18 protein-coding genes and 2 pseudogenes are annotated in these 15,509 nt (G+C 62.0%); 15 read left to right on the top strand and 5 right to left on the bottom strand.

Annotated features, from left to right (window positions below):
- Window positions 1-212, bottom strand: a 212-nt coding sequence (locus tag BOO71_RS27095) for a helix-turn-helix domain-containing protein (RefSeq protein WP_254843189.1), incomplete at its 3' end; no start/stop codon positions are given.
- A 218-nt stretch (window positions 213-430) separates the two neighbouring features.
- Here BOO71_RS27095 and BOO71_RS16360 point away from each other — a divergent pair.
- Entirely contained in the window at window positions 431-811 is a 381-nt protein-coding gene (locus tag BOO71_RS16360; protein ID WP_075834113.1) for a RidA family protein, read from the top strand.
- 86 nt (window positions 812-897) lie between these two features.
- Here the strand turns inward: BOO71_RS16360 and BOO71_RS16365 are convergent, their stop codons facing one another.
- The gene (locus tag BOO71_RS16365; protein ID WP_075834115.1) at window positions 898-1,779 is read right to left on the bottom strand and encodes an AraC family transcriptional regulator; all 882 of its coding nucleotides are present in this window, start codon (window positions 1,777-1,779) and stop codon (window positions 898-900) included.
- Window positions 1,780-2,250: 471 nt separating this feature from the next.
- On the opposite strand from BOO71_RS16365, the gene BOO71_RS16370 reads away from it, so the two are divergent.
- From BOO71_RS16370 to BOO71_RS28830, 13 genes and pseudogenes are all read left to right on the top strand, one after another.
- On the top strand, window positions 2,251-2,607 hold the full coding sequence (locus BOO71_RS16370; RefSeq protein ID WP_075834117.1) for an ArsR/SmtB family transcription factor: 357 nt from the start codon (window positions 2,251-2,253) through the stop codon (window positions 2,605-2,607).
- Complete coding sequence (locus tag BOO71_RS16375) at window positions 2,604-3,128, top strand: SRPBCC domain-containing protein (RefSeq protein WP_075834119.1); 525 nt, start codon at window positions 2,604-2,606, stop codon at window positions 3,126-3,128. The genes BOO71_RS16370 and BOO71_RS16375 overlap by 4 nt, the downstream gene beginning before the upstream one ends.
- A 252-nt stretch (window positions 3,129-3,380) precedes the next feature.
- Window positions 3,381-3,932: a dihydrofolate reductase family protein gene (locus BOO71_RS16380; protein ID WP_075834121.1), complete on the top strand. Its 552-nt coding sequence runs from the start codon at window positions 3,381-3,383 to the stop codon at window positions 3,930-3,932.
- On the top strand, window positions 3,929-4,735 hold the full coding sequence (locus BOO71_RS16385; RefSeq protein WP_075834123.1) for an alpha/beta fold hydrolase: 807 nt from the start codon (window positions 3,929-3,931) through the stop codon (window positions 4,733-4,735). Before BOO71_RS16380 ends, BOO71_RS16385 begins: the two co-directional genes overlap by 4 nt.
- A gap of 45 nt (window positions 4,736-4,780) precedes the next feature.
- A complete protein-coding gene (locus BOO71_RS16390; RefSeq protein WP_075834125.1) occupies window positions 4,781-5,329 on the top strand; it encodes a dihydrofolate reductase family protein in 549 nt (182 codons plus the stop codon).
- Entirely contained in the window at window positions 5,326-5,781 is a 456-nt protein-coding gene (locus BOO71_RS16395; protein WP_075834127.1) for a YdeI/OmpD-associated family protein, read from the top strand. The genes BOO71_RS16390 and BOO71_RS16395 overlap by 4 nt, the downstream gene beginning before the upstream one ends.
- A 1-nt stretch (window position 5,782) precedes the next feature.
- Window positions 5,783-6,256, top strand: a complete 474-nt coding sequence (locus BOO71_RS16400) for a DUF1569 domain-containing protein (protein WP_075834129.1) — start codon at window positions 5,783-5,785, stop codon at window positions 6,254-6,256.
- A 31-nt stretch (window positions 6,257-6,287) separates the two neighbouring features.
- Window positions 6,288-6,836 carry a DUF4287 domain-containing protein gene (locus BOO71_RS16405; protein ID WP_075834131.1) on the top strand — a complete coding sequence of 183 codons (549 nt, stop codon included), beginning with the start codon at window positions 6,288-6,290 and terminating at the stop codon, window positions 6,834-6,836.
- Window position 6,837: 1 nt separating this feature from the next.
- A complete protein-coding gene (locus tag BOO71_RS16410; protein WP_075834133.1) occupies window positions 6,838-7,419 on the top strand; it encodes a dihydrofolate reductase family protein in 582 nt (193 codons plus the stop codon).
- Complete coding sequence (locus BOO71_RS16415) at window positions 7,416-8,891, top strand: DHA2 family efflux MFS transporter permease subunit (protein WP_075834135.1); 1,476 nt, start codon at window positions 7,416-7,418, stop codon at window positions 8,889-8,891. Before BOO71_RS16410 ends, BOO71_RS16415 begins: the two co-directional genes overlap by 4 nt.
- Before the next feature lie 121 nt (window positions 8,892-9,012).
- A complete protein-coding gene (locus BOO71_RS16420) occupies window positions 9,013-9,384 on the top strand; it encodes a VOC family protein (RefSeq protein WP_075834137.1) in 372 nt (123 codons plus the stop codon).
- A 158-nt stretch (window positions 9,385-9,542) separates the two neighbouring features.
- A pseudogene (locus tag BOO71_RS28825) lies at window positions 9,543-9,836 on the top strand (ParB N-terminal domain-containing protein); the annotation flags it as partial.
- Between the two features lie 266 nt (window positions 9,837-10,102).
- The gene (locus BOO71_RS28830) at window positions 10,103-10,363 is read left to right on the top strand and encodes a hypothetical protein (RefSeq protein ID WP_254843191.1); all 261 of its coding nucleotides are present in this window, start codon (window positions 10,103-10,105) and stop codon (window positions 10,361-10,363) included.
- 16 nt (window positions 10,364-10,379) lie between these two features.
- On the opposite strand, the gene BOO71_RS16430 is transcribed toward BOO71_RS28830, so the two are convergent.
- Window positions 10,380-11,720: a replication initiator protein A gene (locus BOO71_RS16430; RefSeq protein ID WP_139322977.1), complete on the bottom strand. Its 1,341-nt coding sequence runs from the start codon at window positions 11,718-11,720 to the stop codon at window positions 10,380-10,382.
- A 722-nt stretch (window positions 11,721-12,442) separates the two neighbouring features.
- Window positions 12,443-13,417 carry a tyrosine-type recombinase/integrase gene (locus BOO71_RS16435; protein WP_075834141.1) on the bottom strand — a complete coding sequence of 325 codons (975 nt, stop codon included), beginning with the start codon at window positions 13,415-13,417 and terminating at the stop codon, window positions 12,443-12,445.
- Between the two features lie 567 nt (window positions 13,418-13,984).
- Here BOO71_RS16435 and BOO71_RS28835 point away from each other — a divergent pair.
- Entirely contained in the window at window positions 13,985-14,941 is a 957-nt protein-coding gene (locus tag BOO71_RS28835) for an excalibur calcium-binding domain-containing protein (RefSeq protein WP_254843190.1), read from the top strand.
- 231 nt (window positions 14,942-15,172) lie between these two features.
- Here the strand turns inward: BOO71_RS28835 and BOO71_RS16445 are convergent.
- A pseudogene (locus tag BOO71_RS16445) lies at window positions 15,173-15,509 on the bottom strand (IS1 family transposase); the annotation flags it as partial.

Below are 15,509 nucleotides of genomic sequence, written 5' to 3' on the forward strand. Positions count from 1 at the left end.
AATTTCCCGCTTTGTATCAGGGCATCGTGGGCACGCACCACGGTTCGCTGAACCGTGGCCTCATGGACACCCCAGTCCTGGCCGATGTGAAACAACGTGCGGTACTCGCGCCAGAACTCCAGCGTCATCAGGAGTTGCGCTCCCAAAGAGAGTGCAGGTGGCCGTCCAGATTTGACTTTGTTGGCATGGCGTTCTTGCAACACGGTCTCCATCTCTAGAAATGTTTCGGGGTACACACCAGTGCGACGGCGAAAACTCGTGCGATTTAGCTTCAGGGCCTGGTGATATTTTAGCGTGCCAACCATCCCCTACCCTAGCGCACGACTTTCGCAAGAGGTCTAATGAGGATCAGGTGACGCCAGGGGTAGCGCCGCCGCCTGTCTTGAGTTGCTCGAAATCATCCCTTCCGTCCCCACCTGAAGGAGGCAACGTGGCACGTCAAATCGTCTTCACGCCGAAAGCGGCTTTGCCGCCGCCGACCTACAGCCAGGCGGTTAAAGCTGCTGGCCTGGTGTTCGTCTCCGGCACAGCTCCAACTGATCCTGCAACCGGCGCATTCAAGGGCAGCACCATCCAGGACCAGACCTGGCAATGTCTGACCAACATCCAGGCCATTCTCGAGGAAGCGGGCAGTTCTTTGGACAAGATCGTCAGTGTGACCGTCGTGCTGGCGGACGAAGACGACTTTGCTGGAATGAACGAGGAGTGGCTCAGGTGGTTTCCGTCCAATCCGCCCGCCCGCCAGGGGGCCAAGCTGCCTGCGCGGATCCCTGGATTGAAAATCTCCATTGCGGCCATCGCCGAGGCCTGAAACAAACGCCGATGAGGGCGTTGGTCCGTGACGTTGCCCAGGCTGGAGACGCGGGTGGGAACGGGTCTTGAAAAAACACGGCGCGCTCAGACCGGTGAACCCGGTGACCCCTGGGAAGCGGGTGACCAGTCACTCCTCTCCCGACGTGCGGTGTCCACCACCCCCGTCAGCGAGAACGCGGGGCGGCTGGTGTCCAGCTTGACGTACTCCCCGAATCCGCGCGGCGTCATGGCCGACATGGCCCTGAATTCGCGCGTCAGATGTGCCTGATCAGCGTAGCCCAGCTCATAGGCGAGCTGCGCCAGCGAAACATTCGGGTCACGCCACAGCCGGTTGTGAACTTCCTCGAAGCGGATCAGGCGGGCCAGCGTCTTGGCATTGATGCCCACCTCCCGCACGAATTTGCGCTCCAGTTGCCGCTGACTCAGGTTGAATTGCTCGGCCAGCGCGCCGATGCGAACCTGTCCCAGACTGGAATACAGCGAACCGGCAGCCCTGGCCCCGGCTCCCGGTTCGCTGCCCCGCTCTGAGAGCAGGCCCAGCAGCCAGTCCTCCACCAGTTGGCGGGCTTCCTCCCAGGCGTCCAGGCGCAGCAGGGCCGTGACGGCGCGGGTGAGCAACGGATGCTTCAGGCCCAGGTCCATGCTGGACACGCTGACATCCCAGCCGAACAGTTGCCGCGCCGCCCAGGGCAGCAGTTCCACGCCCAGCGCTTTGGTGGAGCCAATCGAGACGGCCCGCTGAGGACTGAGCGTCAGGCCGGTCAGTGAGGCGGCGGGCATCACTTCCAACCCGCCGCCCAGCATGGAGCCGCGCCAGGTTTCCCCAGCGTAAAAGGTCAGGCGGATCAGGCGTTCAGGCAGAAAGCGGTGTTCCTCCTGCCCTTCTCCGTGGAACTCGTCCACCTGCCAGTACGCCCGCACCAGATGGCGCAGGCGGGCGTCGGGCAGGAATTCCACGTAATGCACGCCTCAACTGTGGCAGAGGCGGGGCCGGGGCGCATCCGCCATCAGGCCAGGGGCCGGGATGTCGCCTTTGTTCAAGACAAGGGGAGGCAAAGCCTGGTGAGCGGGCATTTCGTCTGGGAGCGGAGGGACGGACACGAACATCTTTGAGTAAAAAGGCGGATGGCCCCAACTGGGAAGGAGGCGAGTGCCAGTTGGCGCAGCCTTAAAGTGGCCCAGGTCCTCATGATGGACGCCCTCCCCCTTGGCTGAAAAGGAGAACTCAGTGGCCTCATGCCCAAGCAGTCCGCCTTCTGTGTTCGGACGATCTAGGCCACCTGCGACATGGCCTGACCCGGCGTAATCAAGAGCAATGGGACTTGAACGTGCCCTGCCCTTACACCTGCTCTACCTCATAATATGTCTTGACAAGAATATTCTTAATATGGAATAATAGAATCACTCAGGCAGGACAGGAGGTGATGAGATTAACCCTTGAACACCGCTACTTTTCACGCCCTCGCTGATCCACAGCGCTTTCAGATGGTAGAGCTGCTGCGCCGTGAACCGCTGACGGTGGGTGAGATCGCCGTCCGCCTGAACATGCGGCAGCCGCAGACCTCCAAACATCTGCGGGTGCTGAGTGACGCCGGAATCATTGACGTGCAGGCCAGCGCCAACCGCCGCATCTGTCACCTGCGGCCCGAAGCTTTCCAGGAACTGGACGACTGGCTCGCCCGTTACCGGCAACTGTGGCAGGAACGCTTCGACAATCTGGACGATTACCTGCAAAAACTTCAGGAACCGCAACCGCAAGACGCCCCCTCAACCGAATCAGGAGACATATCATGACCAGTGCTCTGCCCGCCATGACTTCAAGAGTGGAGAATGAAAAGGAACTTGTTCTGGAGCGCACTTTCAGCGCACCTCGCGCCCTGGTCTTCGAGGCGTTTACAACGGCTGAACATCTGCGCCAGTGGTGGGGGCCGCGCGGCTGGGACATCACGCACTGCACGGTGGACCTGCGCCCCGGCGGCAGATGGCACTACTGCATGACGTGCATGGACCAGGAGCAGGGAGACTTCTACGGCATGGAATCGTGGGGACTGGCCGTCTACGACGAGATTGAGGCCCCCGAACGGCTGGTCTACACGGACTATTTCTCGGATGCCGGCGGAGAAGTCAATGCCGAGATGCCTTCGTCCCAGACCACGCTGACCTTTGAGGAGGTTGGGGAGGGCACGCGGGTCATCAGCCGCTCCGTGTACGGCACTGAGGGCGCGCTGAAGACTGTGATGGATATGGGGATGCTCCAGGGCGTCACGCAGACCTGGGACCGATTGGCCGAACATCTGGCGGCGCAGGGCGGCTAAATCCTACAACCAGACCGCCCCAGTACGTTCGTGGGGCGGTCTTCTGCCGCGTTTGCTTTCCAGTCGAGCTGAGGCCAATCCGTCAGATTGCTGGCATGGTTGCAATTCGACGGATTCTGTTTTAAGCTAAATCCAGTAAAAGAATATGGTTACAGTAAGGCAGCTCGGGCGATGGCCCGCGCCAAGTCTTTCTCATGCCTGCGCGTCTCAGAGAACTGATCAGGCGTATTCAGACCACAGGAGGCATCACGGATGGGCAAGGTTTTTCTCGATCTCGCCGTTTCACTCGATGGGTTTGTCAGCGGGCCGGGCGGTGGGGATGACGGGTTGCATGACTGGTATTTTGCCGAATTTGGCGCTGCCAAGGACATCAAGCGCGAACTGCTGGACCGGATCGGCGCGATGATCCTGGGGCATACCGCCTTCGGAACCGCCCCCGACGGCTTCGACACCGAATATAAGGTGCCGCACTTCATCCTGACCCACACGTCGCTGCCTGGCGTGGAGCGCGGCGGGGCCACCTTTACCTTCGTCACAGACGGAGTTGAGAGCGCACTGGCCCAGGCCCGCACGGCTGCCGGGGAAAAGGACATCTGCGTGGCAGGCGGCGCCCAGACCGCTCAGGCGTTCCTGAAATCTGGACTGCTGGACGAACTTCAGCTTCATGTCGCCCCGTTCTTGCTGGGCGGCGGGCTGCGCCTGTTCGGTGATCTGGGCGAGATGACGCGTCTGGAACGGGTGCGGGTGGTGGAGTCCGCTCACGCCACCCACCTGACCTATCAATTCAAGGAGGAACAGACATGACCCAGGGAAGCTACGCCCACGTCAACGGCCTGGAGTTGTACTACGAAATTCACGGCAGCGGCGCGCCCCTGATCCTGCTGCACGGCGGATTCGGCTCGGCGGGGATGTTTGGTGAGCTGTTGCCCCAGATCGGCGCAGGGCGTCAGGTCATCCTGGTGGATTTGCAGGGGCACGGGCGCACTGCCGATATTGACCGTCCACTGTCGATGCAGGAGATGGCCGACGATGTGGCCGGCCTGATCGGGCAGCTTGGCTTGGGCCAGGCCGATGTGATGGGCTACTCGATGGGCGGGGCGGTAGCGCTGCAAACCGCCATTCGCCATCCAGCCGTGGTTCGCAAACTGGTGATCGTGTCTTCCGCCTTCAGGTCAGAGGGCTGGTTTCCCGGCGTGCGCGCGGACATGGCGCAAATAGGCGCGCACACGGCGCAGACCATGCTCGACACGCCGATGTACCACCTGTATGCCAGCACTGCGCCCAGACCAGGCGACTGGCCGACGCTGTGGGCCAAGATGGGTGACCTGATGCGCCAGGGCTATGACTGGAGCCAGGAGGTGGCTGCCCTGAAGGTGCCCACCCTGTTCATGGCTGGGGACGCCGACAGCATCAGTCCGCAGCACGCCGCCGAATTCTTCTCACTGCTGGACGGCGGCAAGCGTGACGGCGTATGGGACGGTTCGGGCATGACCCCACACCGCCTGGCGATCCTGCCCGCCACCACGCACTACAACAGCGTCGACTCGCCGCTGCTGGCCCCCGTGGTCACGTCGTTTCTGGACGCACCGCTGCCCGCCAGCCGTTGAGCGGCGGCCTCCCTCTGCCCCCTTCCGAGGCCAGGAGAACTGAACATGCGAAGAATTGTCGTGACGGAATTTCTGACGCTCGACGGTGTGATGGAAGAACCCACCCCGTGGCAGAGCGGGTACGCCGATCCCGAAAGCGGCCAGTTCAAGCGCAACGAACTGTTTGGGGCTGACGCCCTGCTGCTGGGCCGCGTGACTTACGAGGGCTTCGCGGCCTACTGGCCGGCGGCCACCGATACTGGGGAGTTCGGGGAACGGATGAACAGCCTGCCCAAATATGTCGTCTCCGGCAAGCTGGAAGAGGCCACCTGGAACAACGCCCACATCATCTCGCAGAACGTCGCGCAGGACATTGCCCACCTGAAACAGCAGGCGGGTGGGGACATTCTGGTCTACGGCAGCGGTGAACTCGTCCGGTTTCTGCTGATGCATGGCCTGGTGGATCAGATGAATCTGCTGGTCTATCCCGTCGTGCTGGGGCAAGGCAAGCGGCTCTTCGGCGAGGGGGAGATTCTGGGCCTGTCTCTCGCCGGCACCCAGACCTTCAGCTCGGGTGTGGTGCGGCTGACCTACACGCTGGATGGCAGGCCATGAGCGGCCCCGTCACCTTCCAGACCACGCTGCTGCTGGGCGGCAAGACCGCCACCGGCCTGGAAGTCCCGCCAGATGTGGTAGAGCGCTTCGGCGCGGGCAAGAAGCCTGCGGTGCGTGTCACTTTGGGCGGGTATTCGTACCGCAGCATTGTTGCCGTGCTGGGCGGCAAGTTCATGATTCCAGTCAGCGCCGAACACCGCGCCGGGGCGGGCGTTGAGGCTGGAGACGTGGTGGAGGTGACGCTGGAACTGGACACTGAACCCCGCGAAGTGACCGTGCCGGAGGATTTGCAAGCCGCGTTAGACCAGAACCCAGCGGCCCGGCAGCGCTTCGCCGCCCTGTCCTATAGCCGTCAGCGGCAGCACGTCTTGATGGTGGAAGGGGCCAGAACGCCCGAAACCCGTGGGCGACGGTTGGCTGGGGTCATTCAGAAGCTTCTGGAGGTGGTCTGACATGCTGAAAGGCAAACGCGCGAAATATGAAACGCACCTGTTCCAGACTGGGTCATATCACGAATTGCTGGGGCGACTGGACCATCTTTCGCCAGCCAGCCAGCGCCGCTGGGGCCAGATGGACGTGGCGCAGATGCTGGCGCATGTGGCCCTGAATCTGGAACGGGCGATGTCCGACAAGCCAGTGACCCAGACCGTGCTGGGGCGCATCTTCGGCCCCTTCGTCAAACGGAAAATACTGGCCGAGGGCCTGTCCAAAAACACCCCAACTGCCCCCTCGTACAAAATCTCCGACGAACACCAGTTCCAGCGCGAACAGCAGGCGGCGCAGACTCAGCTCCAGCGCTTTTTCGAGGGGGCCGAGCGCGGGGCCACCCGGCAGCCTCACCCTTTCTTTGGCCGCATGACGCCGCATGAATGGGCGCGGCTGCAATACCTTCATCTGGATCATCACCTGAAACAGTTCGGCGTGTAGGTCCGAATCTTTCGTCCCAGAAAGGAGAACCATGTCGTATCAGGCGTATCTGGACACCGTCAAAGCGCAGACCGGCAAGACCGTCGGCGATTTCCGCGAACTGGCCGAGGCAAAAGGCATCGACAAACACGGCGAGATCGTGAAGTGGCTTAAGGGCGAGTTTGGACTGGGTCACGGCCACGCCACTGCTGTCGCGGGCGCGTTGCTCAGGCCGGACGCGTTCAAAACGCCCAAGGCCGAGAAGGTAGACGCCGTATTCAGCGGCAAGAAAGCGGTCTGGAAAGACACGTACGAGTCGCTGTTAGAAGCGGTAAAGGGTCTTGGCGAGGACATAGACATCGCGCCCACCGACAGCTATGTCAGCCTGCGGCGCGGCGGCAGGAAGTTCGCCATCGTGCAGCCCACGTCTGAGCGGCTGGACATCGGCATCAAACGCAAGGGCGTGGACGCCACGGAGCGCTTTGAGGCGGCGGGCAACTGGAACAGCATGGTCACGCACCGCGTCCGCATCACGGAGCCAGACCGGGTGGACGCCGAGGTGCTGGAGTGGCTCAGGGCGGCCTACGAGGGAGGAACCTAAAATGCGCAAACTCGTGTCCTTTACGCACCTGAGCCTGGACGGCTACGCCTGCGGTCCAAGCGGCGAGCTGGAATGGGCCAACGTGGAGCCTGAGATTGCGGCTGATGTGGACGCCCGGCTGAGCGAAGTCGGCACAGCGGTTTACGGGCGCGAGGTGTACGGCATGATGCTGGGCTACTGGCCCACTGTGTCGGACAATCCTGAAAGCACGCCGCATGACCGCGCGCACATGGCGTGGGTGGAGGCCATTCCAAAACTGGTGATTTCGCGTTCATTGGAACGGGCCGACTGGAACAACACCATCCTGATTCGCGAGAACGTGGCCGAGGCTGTTCGTGAGCAAAAGTCTGGGTCAGGCGGCCCGCTGATGGTCTTTGGCAGTCCCCGGCTGGTGCATGTGCTGGCGCGGCTCGAACTGATCGACGAATACTTGATCTACCTGAATCCTGTGGTGCTGGGCGGTGGCACCCCATTGTTTGAGGCCGGGCAGGAACAGAAGCTGACCCTGCTGGAATCGAAACACTTTCAGGCTGGCGTCGTAGCCCTGCGTTACGCGGTTCAGCACCCAGAGACCACGCCGTGACCACTGCGTCAGAACCCCTGCCCGCCCAGCACCGCGCCATCATCCTGATTCTGCTGATCTCCACCTTTGTGGTGATTCTGAACGAGACGATCATGAACGTGGCGCTGCCGCGCCTGATGGCCGATCTGGACCTCAGCGCCAGCACCGCGCAGTGGCTGTCCACGGCCTTTTTGCTCACGATGGCGGTGGTCATTCCCATCACCGGCTTTTTGCTCCAGCGTCTCAGCACCCGCACGGTCTTTCTGACGGCCATGTCGCTGTTCTGCGCCGGCACACTGATCGCCGCTGCCGCGCCGGGCTTTGTACCGCTGTTGGCCGGGCGCGTCGTGCAGGCGGGCGGCACGGCCATCATGCTGCCGCTGCTGATCACCACCGTGCTGACCCTGGTGGCGGAACGGGGGCGTGGGGCGGTGATGGGCCAGATCAGCATCGTGATCTCAGTGGCCCCGGCCATTGGCCCCACCATTTCGGGACTGCTGCTGTCCGCGCTGCCCTGGCGCTCGATGTTCCTGTTCATGCTGCCCATTGCGCTGGCAGCACTCTTTTATGGCGCGCGCACGCTGGTCAATTTCGGGGAACCGCGCCGGTTGACGCTGGACCTGGTCTCGGTGCCGCTGTCGGCTGTGGGCTTCGGCGGCCTGGTGTACGCGCTGAGCCGCTTCGGTGATACGCCTGCTGGCCTGGGCAGCCCCGCCGTGAGTGTGCCACTCATCCTGGGCATGCTGGCGCTGGCGGCGTTCATCTGGAGGCAACTGTCTTTGGGGCGGCGCGGCACCCCGCTGCTGGATCTGCGGGTCTTTCGTTTCCCGATGTTCACGCTGGGGACGGGCCTGATGATGATCGCCATGATGGCCCTGTTCGGAGGCGCGATCCTGCTGCCGCTGTACCTCCAGAACATCCGGGAGCTGAGTCCGCTGCAAACGGGGCTGCTGCTGTTGCCGGGCGGCCTCCTGATGGGCCTGCTGGCTCCGGGCATCGGCAAGCTGTTTGACCGTCACGGCCCCCTGTGGTTGGTCACGCCCGGTACCGTGCTGCTGGCGCTGACGCTGTGGGGGCTGGGCAGCATTGACGCCGCGACGCCCATCTCGACGCTGCTGACCCTGCATCTGGTGCTCAGCGTGGGGCTGGCGCTGCTGTTCACACCGGTCTTCACCAGCAGTCTGGGGCCATTGCCGCCCGAACTGTACTCGCATGGCAGCGCCACCCTCAGCACCCTGCAACAGGTCGCGGGCGCGGCAGGGACGGCCCTGCTGATCACGGTCCTGACGGGCCGCGCCGCCAGTCGGCTTGCCGAGGGTGCATCTGCCGCACAGGCCCAGACCGCCGGGTTCCAGACCGCCTTTCATGTGGCCGCCGGCATTGCGCTGCTGGCCGTGTTGCTGGCCCCCTTTCTGCGCCGGCCTGAACCACAGGCCCAGCCAGATGCCCTGGCACAGGGTGGCGACCTCACCGTTCCAGCCACCGAGGGGTAGGCCCAGTGGTGTTTTCCCAAAGGATTGGGAAATGAAACGCAATCCGTATGAACTGTCCAGACGGGGCCGCCCCGCCCAGACTCGCCCTCCTATTCATGACCCCCAGACAAAGGAGCGTTCCATGTTCAAGCACTCCCCGGCCTTCAGCGGCTTTTCGGTGAACGACATTCCAGCCGCAAAATCCTTTTACGGTGACCTGCTTGGCCTTCAGGTCAGCGAGGGAAACGGGATGCTGCGGCTGCACATTGCGGGCGCGCGGCCCGTTCTGGTCTATCCCAAATCCAATCACATCCCGGCCACGTCCACCGTCCTCAACTTTCCGGTGGCCGATGTGGAGGGCGCGGTAGACGCGCTCACGGCCCACGGGGTCAGGTTTGAACACGACGGCGGGATGAACCTGGACGAAAAGGGCATCATGCGCGGCCAGGGACCCACCATCGCGTGGTTCAGAGACCCGGCGGGCAACATCCTGTCCGTGATTCAGGGCGAGTGAGTGCCGCTCTTTGAACGCCCGTCAACATCACGTACCACACGGAGAGGCAACCCACGACCAGCACGAATCCCCAGCCCGCCCCCGATCTGCTGATATTCGGAGGCCAAGGTATGACCCCTCCCAAACGTGACCTGAACAAACTGGCTGGCCTGCTCACAATGGCCGCCGAAGCGGGCTGGGCCGTCACGAAAGAGGTGACGTCTCTCCCGGTCACGCTGCTCCGCCCAGGCACTGGGCAACCCAGACGCGCCTTCGATCCGGTCAAGCTTGAGCAGCTGGCCAGCAGCATTCGTGAGCGCGGTATGTTGCAGCCCCTCCTCGTCCGGCCCGTCGGCGAGAGTTACGAGATCGTGGCAGGGGAGCGGCGCTGGCGCGCTGCGCAGCAGGCCGGCCTCCAGGAGGTGCCCGTTCTGGTGCGGGACCTCACGCCTGAAGAAGCCCGGCAACTGGCCCTGATTGAGAATCTGCAGCGTGAAGACCTCAATGCCGTGGATGAGGTGGACGCCAAGCTCGCCCTGGTGGCCCTGGCACTGGGCGTCACGCCTGTCGAGGCGCGCACCCGGCTCCTGCAGATGCTCCGGGAGGCGAGCATGCCAGGGTTGAGGCCCTTTTTCAGGTCCTCGGCGAGACGTGGACCTACTTTGCCAAGAACAAACTCAGGATCCTCAACTGGCCGCCCGCCATTCTCGGTGCCGTCCGGGCCGGTCTCCCCTTCACGGTGGCGGGGATCATCGTTACGGCTCCGGCTGAAGCACAAACAGAGTTGCTCGAACAAGCAAAGAAAGGCTCAAGCCGCGAGGAACTCCGCGAAGCTATTAAAGCCCAGACCGCATCCGTCCACCAGGCAAAAATCAGGCAGGTGGCGCGTGCGCTCGGCTCCGCGCGCTGGGTGGGGCAGCTCGATACCCGGCAGCAAAAAGCGCTGGACCGCTGGCTGGAACAGATGCCCGAAACGTTGAAGGAGGCCCTCAAGCCGTAGCACACCAGGCTCAGGGTCAGGTCCCGCCGTTGCGGCTTTTCCAACTGTAGATCTGCGCGGTGGGATCTTCAGCTGTGGCGAGTGCAGCCAGCTCGGCTGAAGTGACCAGGCCTTTCAAATACAGCTCCGCAACTTCGGCCTTATCTGATTCCGGTAGAACAATCTTCTTCAAGATAAAGTTTGCAGTTTGAAGGGTGCGCACCGGCTTCTGGTCATCAACTGGGAGCAGTTTGGGCATCCGCAGCTTTGGTCTGACTGGGCCAGCGACCTCAATGGTCTGATATTTCACGGGATCGCGCAGGATGTCCACCAGCAGGCCGCTGAGGCTCTTGGCCTGGTAACCGGAGGCCACCAGCTCGTCAAAGCGCCTCACGGCCTTCTGAACGGCTTCCAAGCCATACTCTGCGGCGTACTTGAGCGCCGCTCCCTGGGTGATCCGGCGGCTGGTGAGTGCCGTGACGGCTTCTGGTCGGGCCGGTAGCAGATGGGACTGGGCAAAAACGTACTGGATGGTCTGGGCCTGGCCCCGGCCCAGGTAATTCACTTCTTTGAGAAATCCACTCTCGATCAATTGTGCGTGTGGGGTTTTGAGTGCCCGCCGGATGGTATCGGGCCGACCATTGATACCCAGACGCTCGGCCCAGGGAACAAGAGCCGTTTGAACCATCATCTGTACCGGCCGGTCGACCGGATTTTTCTCATCCTCTAGCTTGCGGTAGAGCGTGCGGGTGAGCGGTTGGCTGAGTGCCCGCAGAATGTTGAGGTCCACGGGCCGGATGTAGCCCAGCCGAATGCTGCGCGCCAGATCAGGATCCAGGGTGACCTGAAACAGAGCCTCGGCGTTGACCGACTCATGGTCAAACTGTTTGGGGGATTTGCGCCGGTCGATCACCTTCCAGTTCTGCACCAGGCTGGTGCTCAGAGATTGATACGTGGCCTCACTCCGGTCGTACCAGCTGTCCTGAATGGTGTAGGTGCTGTTGCGAAGCCGCGTCAGGCTGGGCTGAATTGTGGCGTAACTGTGGCCACCGATCGGCAACGCTGAATACAGCAACAGCTGATAGGCGGTGATCCGGAAAGTGTTGTCTTCAGGGCAGTTCGCACCGATATACGCGTTGGTCAGACCAAACAGAATGTCATTGTCGATGCCGTGGGGAACCACGTCATTGGCGCTGGCCACGCACCGCACATGCACTGTGACGCCCAGATGGTCTGTCGAAGACCAAGAGCGTTCCCAAGAAGTCATCGTGTCGGGGATACGGGACGCGGCCAGAACCAGCGATAGACGGTTCAGGTTCCGCTCCTCACCGCCGCTGGTCAGCTCCAACGAATTGGGATGGGCCGTTTTCCGGGACACACATCATCTTAAGGGCTGAGATGACCGGTATCCGCGCGCCGTTGTTGTTGATCATTTTTTTTACCCTTACTGATAAAAGATTGTTTAAAAAGATTGATGTCATCATCAAGGAGAGTCCGGGGATGGCGGCTGGGAGCGGGTTTTCCAGCCAAACTCCACAAGTCCGCAATAGCAACTCCACAAGTCCGCAATAGGTTAGAGGTCTGAACTCCACAAGTCCGCAATAGGGGAGGAGTTCAATTCCACAAGTCCGCAATAGCAACTCCACAAGTCCGCAATAGGTCAGAGACCTGAACTCCACAAGTCCGCAATAGGGGAGGAGCCCAATTCCACAAGTCCGCAATACCTCCAGAGCCCCGAATTCCACAAGTCCGCAATAGCAACTCCACAAGTCCGCAATAGGTCAGAGGCTTGAACTCCACAAGTCCGCAATAGGGAAGGAGCCCAATTCCACGAGGCTGCCAGTTGCAGTGGCCTCGCTTTTCGCCCGATTCGTACCGCGTAAGCCGCCTTCCACGCCTGCTCCACCACCACTGTCGTCCAGCCGTGATCAGCCTCTGCTGATGTTTTTGCAGGTCAGTAGACTTTCCACCGGGAAGTGTTGCCCTCTGCTGTTCATACCGGTATGAACAGCAGAGAGGATTGCCGCAACACCTGGCTCATGTTGGGGCTGACTGCGTGCGGTAGGGGGTTTGGGCCAGAGCATCCCCAGGATTGAAACTTTACCAATCCCTGTTGACTGCTTTTTCCTGGGCCTTGGCATAGTGGATGTAGACCTCGGTGGTCGAGGCCTGCGAATGCCCCAGAAAGTCCCGGGTGTCCAGCAGATCTTTCGTTTCGGTGTATGCGCGGGTACCCGCTGTGCGCCGCAGCCCATGAACCTTACGCTTCTCCCAGGGAACTCCAGACAGCGTGCACAGCCGCCTGACGATGTCCTGCACGCGGTCAGTAGAGTTTGCGATCAGGACGAGCGGATGGGGGAGACCTGCGACGCTGGCCAGCCAGCGCTCCAGGGCCTCTTCGGCGCGTCTGGACAGCACCACCTCGCGGGTCTTTGCGCCTTTTCCGTTGATCAGCACAGTGGGCGGATCGCTATACAGGTGTACGTCGCGCCTGCGCAGCCCAGCGATTTCCGCGCTTCGCAGGCCACAGTCTGCGCCCAGGGTGATCACGACTGCGTCTTCGAGACCTGCCACAGCCAGGAGCCTCTCGACCTCCTCCAGGGTGTAGGGCTTGCCTTTGACCAGGGGAGGGCGGCCGTCTGCAGCGGGGCGGGCATGTCGGAAAGGGTCCTCTTTGCACACGCCGCACCAGTCAAGGGTTTCGTACAGGGCGCGGCAGGAAGCCAGGGAGCCGGCGACAGAGGTCTTAACTTTGCCCTGGGCTTCGAGGTGCCGCAAGAAAGCCTGTCCCGCATCCCGCGTGGGCCGGGTCAGCATCACGCCCGCGCTGTCGGCCCAAGCCCAGTAGAGGCGGAAGGTCAACTTGTATTTGCGCAGGGTGGCCGGACTGATCTTGCTGCCCCGCCGGCCGTACAACACCAGGTAGGCCGACACCAGATCCCACAGACCCTCGACGTCGTGTTCCTGGACCGCTCGCAGCGCAAGTCGCCGTCGCTCGCTTTCGGTCATGGTGGCCGCACGCTGCGCGTTGCCCGCAAGCGTGAGCTTGGCTGCCATCAGTTCCAGGCTGGTCATAGGGTCAACGTCGTCAAGTCGGTCATTTGGTCGCTCCTCTTGTCGAGCTGGCTTTCAATGCAATATAGCGCTGATCGGTGGAAATGAGATGCTTGCGGGCGCTCCAGACACTGCTTTGGGGACTTGAGATGGTGTCTAGGAAGGGTATGGGCAGGCGATGACAGGCAAACGGTACTCGGTGGTCTGCATGGCATTCTGGGGAGCGAGTCCTGTGATCCAGGTCTCGTCGTGATGGGTGAAGATCAGCGGTCCTGTAAACCCGTAGCGAGTGCAGATTGTTGGGGGTGGAGACCTGAACGCTTTCCTGCCCCTGCTCCAGCGTGTGTGGGGACTTGTGCGCGAACTGGCCTATACCAGGGCGGCGTTTTGGCGTTGTGGGGTCAGCGGCGGACATGTCCCGACTGCCGGGGACGCTTCACCAGAAGCGTGGTCGACAAGAGGGATATCCGAGACCTGTTGGCTGAGACGGGTTGGAGTGGAGCTGGAATCAGCGGTGACTGGAGCGTGGAGGTGCAGGAGCCGTAAAGTGCGTGGGTGCATCTTTCTCTGGGTCGCTTGTGGCGTTGGTTGTCCTGCCTGCTGCTGTGCTGGACCCTGCTGGGTCACGCAGGAGCCGCCTCGTTTGGCATCGAGACACGGCTGCTGGGCCGGCCCCTGACGGCTCAGCAGCAGGCCACGGTGCGGGAAGCGGCAGACCGGGTCGGGGCGCTGATCACGTCGCCTTACGCGCCAGTTCGGGTGGAGATCGCGGCCAATGATTGCGATCAGGGGCTGCCAAAGGTGCAGGGGACCCTGAAGAAACTCTTGGTCTTCGTGGTGGTCAAGCGCCTGGGTGACGATGTGTACGCCACCGGCATGCCGTGTGACCTGCGGGACGGTTCCTACCTGCCGGTGTACGGCGTCATTGATCTGAATGCCGATGGGCTGTCCGAACTCGCGCGTGAAGACCTGCTGGACACCATGATCCACGAACTGCTGCATGTGCTGGGCGTGGGCACGCTGTGGGAAGCGGAGTACCGGGTGTCCATCAGTGGCGATACAGACGAACGAAGCTTCGTGCGGCGCGTGGGCGGGGCGCTGTACTACACCGGCCCACACGCTCTGGCGGCATACCGGACGCTGGGAGGGCAGAAACCAGGTGTGCCTCTGGACCCGGATGCCGGGCACTGGTCAGGCCGGGCGGTCTGCGCTGAGATTCTGTCCGGGGCGGCCGGCGACTTCACGGGGCGCGTCAACCCAGTCAGTGTGTTGACGCTGGGCGCGTTGGAGGATCTGGGCTACCGGGTCAACCGGGCTGGGGCCAGCTCTTTCAAACTGCCGCAGGGAAGCTGCGCTGCGCAAATCAAAAAGGACGCCAGTGTGAACCCACCGGGTGCGCCGATGCGGGTGCCGCAGGGAGGATTTGCAACCTGTGCTGCGGCCCGGGCCGCAGGTGCGAGTCTGCCGATTCGGCGGGGTCAGCCGGGGTACCGGGTGGGACTGGATGGAGATGGAGACGGCTTAGCCTGTGAAACTGGACGGTGATGGTGGACGGCGCTGCTTCGAGAACCCAGAAACTCAAAGAATCAGACATAAAGGGCCAGGAGGCTTTGTTGAGCGCCAGGGATGATCTGAATCGTAGACCGTTCTGTACTCCATCTGCCTTGACTGACATCTTGCAGTTTTGGAAAAGGATGTCTGGAACGCACTTTTGGCCCCATAGTGAGGTGTGTACCCAAAAGAATCGCGCTCCAGACGGCTGGTAGAAGGCTGGAATCATGACCGACATGGGTTCTTCATGACCACGGTGCTGAGCAGGCGCAGCACGCTCCACACCGTGTCCGTGATCCCGATGGCCATTGCTGGCGTCCGTTGCGCATATTGACGACGCCCCACCGGTTCATTCAACTTGACTCGCAGGCTCCGGTTCACCCGACAGAAGTTATAGATCCCATTGACCAGATCACTGACCGTCTGACGGACGTGGGGAAGCCTCGCAAACGCGAGGCTTCTGCGGACTTGGTGCGGATTCATACGCCGGGCCGTCCCGTTGTGCCGTTCCACTGCCGAGGTGTTGGGGGTTTTGTATCCGAGAAAGGCCAGCTCCTGATTG

Origin of the sequence: Deinococcus marmoris (assembly GCF_001949125.1) — a bacterium.
GTDB classification, from domain to species: domain Bacteria; phylum Deinococcota; class Deinococci; order Deinococcales; family Deinococcaceae; genus Deinococcus; species Deinococcus marmoris_A.